Annotated in this window: 13 protein-coding genes; 6 read left to right on the forward strand and 7 right to left on the reverse strand. The window is 42.3% G+C overall.

The annotated features are described in order from the left end of the window. The 4 genes from G563_RS38690 to G563_RS0117645 all read right to left on the reverse strand — a co-directional run. On the reverse strand, window positions 1–265 hold a 265-nt coding region (locus G563_RS38690), incomplete at its 3' end, for a hypothetical protein (RefSeq protein WP_037327330.1). 35 nt (window positions 266–300) lie between these two features. Further along, window positions 301–750: a hypothetical protein gene (locus tag G563_RS0117635; protein WP_028666475.1), complete on the reverse strand. Its 450-nt coding sequence runs from the start codon at window positions 748–750 to the stop codon at window positions 301–303. A 24-nt stretch (window positions 751–774) separates the two neighbouring features. Beyond that, window positions 775–1,116, reverse strand: a complete 342-nt coding sequence (locus G563_RS0117640) for a XisI protein (RefSeq protein WP_028666476.1) — start codon at window positions 1,114–1,116, stop codon at window positions 775–777. Continuing rightward, window positions 1,104–1,517, reverse strand: a complete 414-nt coding sequence (locus tag G563_RS0117645; RefSeq protein ID WP_028666477.1) for an element excision factor XisH family protein — start codon at window positions 1,515–1,517, stop codon at window positions 1,104–1,106. Before G563_RS0117645 ends, G563_RS0117640 begins: the two co-directional genes overlap by 13 nt. Before the next feature lie 340 nt (window positions 1,518–1,857). On the opposite strand from G563_RS0117645, the gene G563_RS35140 reads away from it, so the two are divergent. Together G563_RS35140 and G563_RS0117655 are read left to right on the forward strand one after the other, a co-directional pair. Beyond that, on the forward strand, window positions 1,858–4,095 hold the full coding sequence (locus G563_RS35140) for a sodium-translocating pyrophosphatase (RefSeq protein WP_037327333.1): 2,238 nt from the start codon (window positions 1,858–1,860) through the stop codon (window positions 4,093–4,095). Window positions 4,096–4,232: 137 nt separating this feature from the next. Then, complete coding sequence (locus G563_RS0117655) at window positions 4,233–4,595, forward strand: transmembrane 220 family protein (protein WP_028666478.1); 363 nt, start codon at window positions 4,233–4,235, stop codon at window positions 4,593–4,595. Window positions 4,596–4,663: 68 nt separating this feature from the next. Here the strand turns inward: G563_RS0117655 and G563_RS0117660 are convergent, their stop codons facing one another. After that, window positions 4,664–5,638, reverse strand: a complete 975-nt coding sequence (locus G563_RS0117660; protein ID WP_028666479.1) for a polyprenyl synthetase family protein — start codon at window positions 5,636–5,638, stop codon at window positions 4,664–4,666. 225 nt (window positions 5,639–5,863) lie between these two features. Between G563_RS0117660 and G563_RS35145 the strand changes: the two genes are divergently transcribed. The 4 genes from G563_RS35145 (at window position 5,864) to G563_RS0117680 (ending at window position 8,573) form a co-directional block, all read left to right on the forward strand. Beyond that, on the forward strand, window positions 5,864–6,832 hold the full coding sequence (locus tag G563_RS35145) for a patatin-like phospholipase family protein (protein WP_037327336.1): 969 nt from the start codon (window positions 5,864–5,866) through the stop codon (window positions 6,830–6,832). Window positions 6,833–6,907: 75 nt separating this feature from the next. Next, window positions 6,908–7,414, forward strand: coding sequence for a 3'-5' exonuclease family protein (locus G563_RS0117670; RefSeq protein ID WP_211235287.1), 507 nt, complete (start codon window positions 6,908–6,910; stop codon window positions 7,412–7,414). Window positions 7,415–7,463: 49 nt separating this feature from the next. Beyond that, the gene (locus G563_RS0117675) at window positions 7,464–7,913 is read left to right on the forward strand and encodes a GNAT family N-acetyltransferase (RefSeq protein ID WP_028666481.1); all 450 of its coding nucleotides are present in this window, start codon (window positions 7,464–7,466) and stop codon (window positions 7,911–7,913) included. Window positions 7,914–7,916: 3 nt separating this feature from the next. Beyond that, window positions 7,917–8,573, forward strand: a complete 657-nt coding sequence (locus tag G563_RS0117680) for a YggS family pyridoxal phosphate-dependent enzyme (RefSeq protein WP_028666482.1) — start codon at window positions 7,917–7,919, stop codon at window positions 8,571–8,573. Here G563_RS0117680 and G563_RS0117685 read toward each other — a convergent pair. Both G563_RS0117685 and G563_RS0117690 read right to left on the reverse strand, forming a co-directional pair. Beyond that, the gene (locus G563_RS0117685; RefSeq protein WP_028666483.1) at window positions 8,554–8,907 is read right to left on the reverse strand and encodes a cupin domain-containing protein; all 354 of its coding nucleotides are present in this window, start codon (window positions 8,905–8,907) and stop codon (window positions 8,554–8,556) included. The two genes, G563_RS0117680 and G563_RS0117685, sit on opposite strands and share 20 nt — an antisense overlap. A 3-nt stretch (window positions 8,908–8,910) precedes the next feature. After that, window positions 8,911–9,630 (reverse strand): PQQ-binding-like beta-propeller repeat protein (locus G563_RS0117690; RefSeq protein WP_028666484.1); only part of this gene is annotated, 720 nt, incomplete at its 5' end.

The following is a 9,630-nucleotide window of genomic DNA, read 5'->3' on the forward strand; positions in this document are numbered from 1 at the left end:
TTCCGATGCCAAAACTAATAGCAAGAACATCATAAGTAGTCGCTACTTTATAATGATATAATAAAAAAAACAAAGCTTCTTTTGAGTTTTGAAATATACTATTGTTACCAAACCCATTAGGAAATCCTGATAGAACTGTTGGAGTATAATAACAAGAAAACTTTTCAGATAACCTATTAAACTCCTCTTTACTAAGGCCTGTTGTAGCTCGAAAATCTCTATCAGATTTTATATTACTAAATATACTAATTCTTTGTGATTTCATAATAACTTATTAAAATGTTAATTACCGCAAATATATCATAAAATATTGATTATCAGCAAAAGAACAAGTCTATTTTTTAACTGATTTAAATAGGAATGATAGTGCTCTTCTTGATTTATACGATGAACGATGCGTTCTAAATCATGTAGAGGGGCTGATATTAGTTCCGGAAAAGTAATATTATCTTCTTCAATAGTTTGAATGAACTTGTCCAAACCTTTAATTAAATGCTCTATGGTAGATATACTTCTCCCTATCAGATGCTGTAAATATCTTAACTTATTTTTCTCAAATTCGAGTTGAACTTCAATTTCCTTTTCTTTGTCCTTTTTTATACTTCTATAATAAAGCCAAATAGCACTTCCAGCCCCAATAAATCCACCTATTAAATTTCCAACAACATCTGGAATAATCTCAGTCCAAGAGAATCCAGTCTCACTATAAAATTCACCCGATTGAAAAATGATGTCAAATAAAAATATCATAGAATCTGCCTATTAATTTTTAATTTATGCCACCGCAAATCCCGTATCGGGCCGAACCACAGGTGAACGAAAACCCAGTACGATGTCTTCTTTTGGAATACCTGCTTCGAGTAATTGCTCTGCTACCACTAGGTCGGTACCATCATAATGAATCCAAACTTTGCCAGAGGATGCGACTTCCATGTGTAAAATTGGCCCGTAAAGTCGGCGTTCATTGTGCCAGTCATTTTGAAAAAGCAGGTATTGTCCATGTATATCATCCTTAATCATTTGCACATGGAAGGGCTGAGTCGCTGATTGAAAATCTTCTACTATGGTGTCCATAATGCCCTGAACAACTGATTTATAAATAGTTAGCTTATCCATTTTTCTATTTTTTCTTCTTTAACGTTATAAACAATAATCTTCAGATGATACCGCTCTATTACCTTGAGAGTTAGGGGTTCTTCAAAAAGAGTATCATAAATATCCAGAGGGACGGCTAGAAACAATATCCGTTGTGGTTGAGTCTCTTCAATAGCGAGTTGATAATAATTGAATTGCCCAAGGGCTTTATAAAACTCATGAATTTCAGATAAGCCAATAAAGCTCTTTATTTCAATTGCAATTTGTTGATTTCCTTTTTCTGCTCCAATTAATCTTTCTGCTCCTAAATCAACTTGAATGGTTCTTTTCAAAGTAGGTATGAAAAGTGGGTCATGAGTGATAGTCCAACCTTCTGTTATGAGTGCCTTTTTTACAAGTTGATGGTATTTGTCTTTAGCCATAAAGTATAGGTAGCTTCTGCGATAACTCCATATGATACAAGTTCCTATCCAAAGTTACGGTTTTCTGCTAGAAAGCGGAAGAGGATAGGCGCTAAAATTGCGATGTAGTGTGTTGGCACGAGGGCTTAGCCGCCATGTCAATCTTGCGCCGATGAATGTAAAATCCACGAAAAACTTATATAAGAGGTACGTTTAGCGAAGAGCGAATAACCTAAAATTGCACAATAGCGACACAAAATCAGTAATTAACTAAGATTAGGATTGTGGAAATGTGGGACGTTCTGCTATATTTGCCCGACTTTATTGTATAAATATTCAACTAAACTTTTTAACTCTTCGCATGAATAGTATCGTTTACCTTGTCCCGGCTTTTGGGGCTATTGGGCTTTTGTACACCGCTTGGCGCTTCAACTGGGTTTCGAGCCAGCCTGCTGGTGATGCCAACATGCAGAAACTTTCGGGCTATATTGCCGATGGTGCCATCGCATTTTTGAAGGCTGAATGGAAAATCTTGGCCTATTTTGCCATTCCAACCGCCCTTGTTTTAGGGTATTTGGGAACCCAAGAAGGAACCCCCGAAAACCCCATCCACTCCTCACCTCTTATTGCCGTTGCCTTTTTGATTGGGGCGTTGCTGTCGGCTACGGCTGGATATATTGGCATGAAAGTCGCTACCAAAGCCAATGTTCGCACGGCACAAGCGGCACGGACGTCTCTTGCCAAAGCTTTAGAAGTATCATTTACGGGTGGCTCCGTAATGGGCATGGGCGTAGCTGGCTTGGCCGTTTTGGGCTTGGGTGGCTTGTTCATTTTATTTTATAATCTTTTTGCTGCGGGCCAGCCCCTCACTTCTGACGAAATGAAAACAGCCATCGAAGTCTTGGCTGGATTTTCGTTGGGAGCCGAGTCTATCGCACTTTTTGCGCGCGTAGGTGGTGGTATCTACACCAAAGCTGCCGACGTGGGAGCCGACCTTGTAGGTAAAGTAGAAGCAGGTATCCCTGAAGATGACGTCCGCAACCCTGCCACTATCGCCGACAACGTAGGCGACAACGTAGGCGATGTAGCTGGGATGGGCGCCGACTTGTTTGGCTCGTACGTAGCCACTATTTTGGCAACGATGGTATTGGGTCAAGAAATTGACGTAACCGACAACTACGGCGGTTTTTCTCCTGTACTACTTCCCATGCTGATTGCAGGTGTTGGTTTGTTGGCTTCGCTGGTTTCTACCTTCTTTGTACGTATCAAAAGCGAAACTTCATCCGTACAAAATGCCTTGAATATCGGAAACTGGGCTTCTATCATCATTACTTTTATAGCGTCTTATTTTTTGGTAAAAAATATTTTGCCTGAAACCCTCAACCTCCGTGGCTTTGCGTTTACTTCCAATGGGGTTTTCTTAGCAATCGTGGTTGGGTTGGTAGTAGGTGCGCTTATGTCTTATATCACCGAATATTACACAGCCATGGGCAAGCGTCCTGTGCTTTCTATCATCGAAAAATCAGGTACTGGGCACGCTACCAATATCATCGGTGGATTGGCTGTCGGGATGGAGTCGACCGTATTACCTATCATTACTTTGGCTGCGGGTATTATTCTTTCTTACAAATTTGCTGGATTATATGGCGTTTCTATTGCAGCGGCGGGTATGATGGCCACTACGGCGATGCAATTGGCGATTGATGCTTTCGGCCCAATTGCCGACAACGCGGGCGGTATCGCCGAAATGTCACAATTGCCTTCCGAAGTACGTGGCCGTACCGACAATCTGGATGCCGTAGGTAACACTACCGCTGCCACTGGTAAAGGATTTGCGATTGCGTCGGCAGCCTTGACTTCATTGGCGTTGTTTGCTGCCTTTGTAGGAATTGCGGGCATTACTCAAATTGATATTTACAAAGCTGACGTTTTGGCGGGCTTGTTTGTAGGCGGCATGATTCCGTTCATTTTCAGCGCATTGTGTATTTCAGCCGTAGGAAAAGCGGCCATGGAAATGGTAAACGAAGTACGTCGTCAGTTCCGCGAGATTCCGGGTATTATGGAATACAAAGCCGAGCCAGAATACGAAAAATGCGTGGCTATTTCTACCGAGGCATCTATCAAGCAAATGATTTTGCCTGGTGCTATTGCACTGATTGTGCCTGTACTTGTGGGCTTTACTATGGGACCTGAAGTATTGGGTGGAGTACTTGCAGGCGTAACTGTATCAGGTGTGTTGATGGGAATTTTTCAGTCAAACGCTGGTGGTGCTTGGGACAATGCAAAAAAATCATTTGAAAAAGGTGTAAATATCGACGGGCAGATGTATTATAAAAAGTCAGAGCCACACAAAGCATCGGTGACAGGAGATACCGTAGGTGACCCTTTCAAAGATACCTCAGGTCCTTCCATGAACATCTTGATTAAATTGATGTCGATCGTATCATTGGTAATCGCGCCCTACATTGCCGTAAAAGGGGATCACAGCCATGCCACCAAAGCACCTGTCGAAATCAAAGTTGAAAACCAGTCAGCTTCTCTTACCAAAGCTACTGCCCTCAAACTTGATAAACCCACTTTGACTTCTTTATCAAAATAATTTTCGAACGCTTACCCACATTAAAAGCCTTATCTCTTCCATTTGAGATAAGGCTTTTTGTTTTGGACTTTTGTTCATCCTACCTTTGTATCTCCTTCTAACCACAAACCCAAAAATCTGTTATTTCCTCAAGCATCATGAACCTGACAAAAATAGTTTCTCTCTTTTTCGCCCTTTTGTTTACCTATTTTGTAGTAGTGCAGTACAACGACCCCGACCCCGAAATATGGATGCCTGTTTATGGGATTGCGGTAGCGGCTTGTCTGAGCATTTTCTTTGCCAAAGCCCCGCGTAGTTATGTATTTGTGATTATGACCTTGGCCTATTTTTTTGCAGCTTATCAGCAGTGGCCCCCGCAATACGAAGGCGTGTTTTGGGGTGAAATGCAAATGCGTAGTATCAATATCGAACTAGCCCGCGAATCGCTCGGTTTGGTCATTTCGGGAATGGGAATGTTGGTGATGGCATTTTTACGTAACAAATTGGTCGTAGAGACGTAACATGTTACGTCTTTGATTGTCGGATATTGTAGAAACGAGAGACGTAACATGTTACGTCTCTACAATATCTATTTATTTCTATCAATCGTATATTGCACCAGACCTTCCAAGGATGTTCGGTACATAGACTCGGGGAAAGAATGTAGAATGGTACGGGCCTCTTCCACTAGCTTCTGCATCTGCTGAGTGGCATACTGAATCCCTCCCGATTCTCGCACAAACTTAATCACCTCAGCTACTTTTTGAGGCTTATCGCTGTGATTTTTGATGAGGTTGATGATATGTCGCCGATTGCTCCATGTCGTTTGTTTCAAAGCATAAATCAACGGAAGAGTCATTTTCTTTTCTTTGATATCGATCCCCAAAGGCTTGCCTACTTCGGCTTCGCCAAAATCAAATAAGTCATCTTTGATTTGAAACGCAAGCCCTACTTTTTCCCCAAATTGGCGCATTTTTTCTACCAAATCGCTAGAAGCACCCGCCGAACTCGCCCCTACCCCACAACAAGAAGCAATCAAAGAGGCTGTTTTTTGACGAATAATTTCAAAATAAACCTCTTCCGTAATATCCAAACGCCGCGCTTTAGCCAACTGAAGAAGCTCTCCTTCGCTCATTTCACGCACTGCATTAGAGACGATTTGCAAAAGCGTAAAATCCCGATTATCAACCGAAAGTAACAAACCCCTCGACAGAAGATAATCCCCTACCAATACCGCAATTTTGTTTTTCCATAGGGCATTGACCGAGAAAAATCCGCGCCGATAGTTGGACTCATCCACCACATCATCGTGCACAAGCGTAGCCGTATGTAACAATTCAATCAGGGCAGCCCCTCGGTAGGTACTTTCACCAATGGTGCCGCTCACCCCCGCCGTCAAAAACACAAACATCGGTCGCAGTTGCTTACCTTTTCTACGTACGATGTAGTTCATGATTTGGTCGAGCAGCATTACTTCGCTTTTCATAAACTGCCGAAATTTTCGCTCAAAGGCTTCCATTTCAGAAGCAATAGGGGCTTGTATGTCTTTTAATGAGAGGGGCATCATTTCGTTGGTAGCTTACAATAAACCCTCTTGGAGGGTCACCGTCACCTAAGGAGCAAATTATTGTATTTAAATCTTTTTTGGGTTTGTTGTCAGCCAAACGCCAAATTTGGTACAAAATCTGTTAACATTACACCAAACTTCAATAATTTGTTTCGGGCGGACGCCATTTATTCATCGAATTTGATAAATTTCGCCGCTCGTTCACATCAACAGTACAACAATATGAAGGCATTAGTATTAGGAGGTGGCTCCCTCAAAGGAGCTTTTCAAGTAGGAGTAATTCAGGCAATTTTAGAAAAAGGCTTTGAGCCTGAAATGGTATATGGCGTTTCAGTAGGAAGTCTGAACGCGAGTTACATGGTCAATGAAGCCAGTAAAAAGTCAATAGAATCTAAGAAAATCGACTGGCCCACCATTAGCCGCCAATTGATTGAATTTTGGGTCAAAAACATCACTAAGCCCGAAGACATTGCTTTGATGCGTTCGCGCTTTACCTTGGGTGTCGATACCCTAATGAGTCGTTTTGATGGGCTGCTTGATACTACTCCCCTCCACAATCTAGTCCGCAACAATATCGATCCATTTATTTTACGAAATAGCCCAATCAAAATCAAAGTCGGCGCAGTAGACGTCATCAGTGGCAAGATGGTATATGCTAGCCCTCAAGATGAGCATTTTGTAGAATACGTGATTGCGAGTAGTTCGTTGCCTACTCTCATGCCTGCCGTCACAATTGCAGGTCAACGCAAATCTGCCTACCTCGACGGCGGTATGCGCGTAGTAGCCCCCCTCAAAGCAGCCCTCGAAGACGGAGCCACCGAAATCGTGTGTGTGGCTTGCCATGCCGAGCATATCTACAACGAACCCGTCAATTATCGCAATTTATTCAAACTCCTCGACCGTGTCAAAGACATCAACGTCAACCAAATCGTGAATAGTGACATCGCTTGGGCGCAGGCCTATGTCGAAAAAGAAGGATTGAAAGGCCGCCAACTCAACTTGACGGTGATTCGACCACATGAGCCACTGCACCTCGATATGCTCAAATTCAACTCCGACGACATCGTCAGACTTATCGTGCAAGGTTACCAAACGGGCTACGAATACCTCCAAGCGCATGGATTGCCTTGTTTACCCCCCAAAACAAATTCTGCGGTACCTACTTCAGAAGACAGTAATGGGTTTGAATAAGAGAATAGCTATGAGAAGTTGGGCGTAGTTTTTTACTAGAGACCGTAAACAGACTCAAAAATAATGGCATATGTAATGGTCGACATAGAAAGTGATGGACCCATTCCGGGAGACTTTTCTATGATTTGTTTTGGAGCCGTTTTAGTGGACGAGCAACTTGACAAAACATTTTATGGAAAACTTAAACCCATTTCCGAAAAATTTATTCCTGAAGCGCTCACTGTGTCAGGATATTCAAGAGAAGAAACTTTAGCTTTTGAAGAACCAAAACTCGTAATGACAAACTTTGCAAACTGGATTAAAGAAACTTGCAAAGATAGACCCATATTCATTAGCGATAACAATGGTTTTGATTGGATGTTTATTTGTTGGTATTTTCATCATTTTACAGGGACAAATCCATTTGGATTTAGTTCTCAAAACTTAGGTAGTCTTTATAAAGGAATTGAAAAAGACACTTTCAAAACATTCAAACATTTACGAAAAACAAAACATACACACAATCCAGTAGATGATGCCAAGGGAAATGCAGAAGCCCTACTGACAATGAAAAAGGAGCTTGGATTAAAGATAAAGTTCTAGTGGCCGCATATTACAATAAATTACTATTCTAAAGTATTTTTTCTCAACTATGAACATCAACATTAGAAAGGGCACGCCCGAAGATGTACCCTCCGTATTTGAACTTGTGAAAGAACTTGCTCTCTACGAAAAAGCCCCCGAACAAGTCACCAATACCGCCGAAATGATGCTGAAAGATGGTTTTGGGCCAGAGCCTATTTTTGGACTTTTTGTGGCCGAAGTAGATACCAAAGTCGTTGGAATTTCGCTGTATTATTTTCGCTACTCTACTTGGAAAGGCAAACGCCTCTACCTCGAAGACATCGTAGTAACGGAGGCAATGCGGGGCTATGGTCTGGGCAAAAAACTCTTCGACGCTACGGTCGAAGAAGCCAAAGCTACCCACTGCACTGGCATGATGTGGCAAGTGCTGGACTGGAACAAACCTGCTATTGATTTCTATGAAAAATACGGCACTCGCTTCGACGGCGAATGGATCAATTGCCACCTTGATTTTTAAAGTATGTCTATCGCTCAAAATATCCAACAAATCCAAAATAGTCTTGGCTCCAACGCCAAACTCATCGCCGTTACCAAAACCAAGCCCGTATCTATGCTCATGGAGGCTTACGAAGCTGGTTTTAAACGATACGGCGAAAACAAAGTGCAAGAAATGGTGACCAAGTATGAACAAATGCCCAAAGACATCGAATGGCATTTGATTGGTCATTTACAAACCAATAAAGTCAAATACATGGCTTCGTTTGTAGCTATGATTCACTCCGTGGATAGCCTCAAGCTGCTGCAAGAAATCAATAAGCAGGCGGCCAAGCATGAGCGAGTGATTGACTGCTTGCTACAGATTTTTATTGCCCAAGAAGAAACGAAGTTTGGACTTTCGGAAAGCGAAGCCAAGGAACTCCTGACCTCCGATACCTTCAAAGCCTTGAAAAATGTACGCATCGTAGGACTCATGGGCATGGCCTCCAATACCGACAACCTTGCCCAAATTCGCCAAGAATTCAGGGGATTGAAGCAGTTTTTTGACGAACTCAATGCCACAATTTGCGCCAACTCCCTTAGCGAACTATCGATGGGCATGAGTAGCGACTACCCGATTGCGGTCGAAGAAGGCAGTACCCTCGTTAGGGTCGGAAGTGCTATTTTTGGGTCGCGTTGAGAGCATTTTCGCCCCCTTCGGGACCATAAAATAGCACCCAAGTTGAGAAATTTTCGCTAAACTCCACAAATCGATGCTCAGCCTGCGCAGGCACAAACAAAAAATCACCCGTTTTGACCTGCGTCTTTTGGCCTTCTAGCTCAAATACCGCCTCACCCGCTGCAATGATATACACTTCATCGCGCGAGTGAGGCGTTTGTTTGTCTTCTCCTTCGGGATGATATAGCTCCACCGAAAGTGTACCACGCCGAAATACTTCCAGAAAAACCGCCGAAACTTCTCCAAGTTTTTGGTGCGCCTCTGCTAAACTTACTTTGTTTGCAAACATGACCATTCTCTATAATTCTTTTTCAAATATGCATATCGAATAATTGGCTCCAATAAAAAAGCGATTACTTGTAAAAATAGGGAAGCTACCTGCTCCAAAAATATCAAGGTATTCTTTGAATTTCATATTTTGTAACCATGTAATCTCTTTTCTTTCTATGTTAAAACCTCCCACAATATTATCAGAACGGTGTACACCAGATGTAAATACAAGATTACCTTCATGGTAACGCATGGTAAAAGCCTGCACATCTTTTTTACCATATTTGAGGTAAGGGGAGTTTTCAGACGCTAAATCTTCAAACTGAAGCACTTGACCTGTTTGGATGTCTAATTCTAAAAAATAACTATTTTGAAAACCATATAAGCGCGTCTGATTTTCGTTGGTGTCCATGTTATAAAGAATGCTAGGATATGAAAAACCTTCTCGGTTGGTAAAAGCGGTACGCCCCACGCGCCAGCGTGTTTCTCCCGTGTGGACATCTAAGCCTATCACAGCCGGGCTCGGGGTTTCGACTCCTAGCACTACTAAATCCTCAAATACACCCAGTAATTTTACAATCTGTGATACATCCCCTTCTTTACCTAGCTTTGACATATCAAGGCTCCACACTTCTTCGCCACTCTTTCGGGCATAGCAGGTTAGATAACCATTGATCACCCCGCCGATACTACTTGTATTTAGTACATACAATGAGGTGAACAAGGTCATGGGTCCAAAACCACTTTT

Origin of the sequence: Runella zeae DSM 19591, assembly GCF_000423565.1 — a bacterium.
GTDB lineage: Bacteria > Bacteroidota > Bacteroidia > Cytophagales > Spirosomataceae > Runella > Runella zeae.

What these genes read in the sequence shown, in the direction of transcription:
- G563_RS0117640 (WP_028666476.1), bottom strand. Translation starts at nt 1,116, where the DNA reads ATGGATAAGCTAACTATTTATAAATCAGTTGTTCAGGGCATTATGGAC.
- G563_RS0117645 (WP_028666477.1), bottom strand. Translation starts at nt 1,517, where the DNA reads ATGGCTAAAGACAAATACCATCAACTTGTAAAAAAGGCACTCATAACA.
- G563_RS0117635 (WP_028666475.1), bottom strand. Translation starts at nt 750, where the DNA reads ATGATATTTTTATTTGACATCATTTTTCAATCGGGTGAATTTTATAGT.
- G563_RS0117680 (WP_028666482.1), top strand. Translation starts at nt 7,917, where the DNA reads ATGTCTATCGCTCAAAATATCCAACAAATCCAAAATAGTCTTGGCTCC.
- G563_RS0117660 (WP_028666479.1), bottom strand. Translation starts at nt 5,638, where the DNA reads ATGCCCCTCTCATTAAAAGACATACAAGCCCCTATTGCTTCTGAAATG.
- G563_RS0117685 (WP_028666483.1), bottom strand. Translation starts at nt 8,907, where the DNA reads ATGGTCATGTTTGCAAACAAAGTAAGTTTAGCAGAGGCGCACCAAAAA.
- G563_RS35140 (WP_037327333.1), top strand. Translation starts at nt 1,858, where the DNA reads ATGAATAGTATCGTTTACCTTGTCCCGGCTTTTGGGGCTATTGGGCTT.
- G563_RS35145 (WP_037327336.1), top strand. Translation starts at nt 5,864, where the DNA reads ATGAAGGCATTAGTATTAGGAGGTGGCTCCCTCAAAGGAGCTTTTCAA.
- G563_RS0117670 (WP_211235287.1), top strand. Translation starts at nt 6,908, where the DNA reads ATGGTCGACATAGAAAGTGATGGACCCATTCCGGGAGACTTTTCTATG.
- G563_RS0117655 (WP_028666478.1), top strand. Translation starts at nt 4,233, where the DNA reads ATGAACCTGACAAAAATAGTTTCTCTCTTTTTCGCCCTTTTGTTTACC.
- G563_RS0117675 (WP_028666481.1), top strand. Translation starts at nt 7,464, where the DNA reads ATGAACATCAACATTAGAAAGGGCACGCCCGAAGATGTACCCTCCGTA.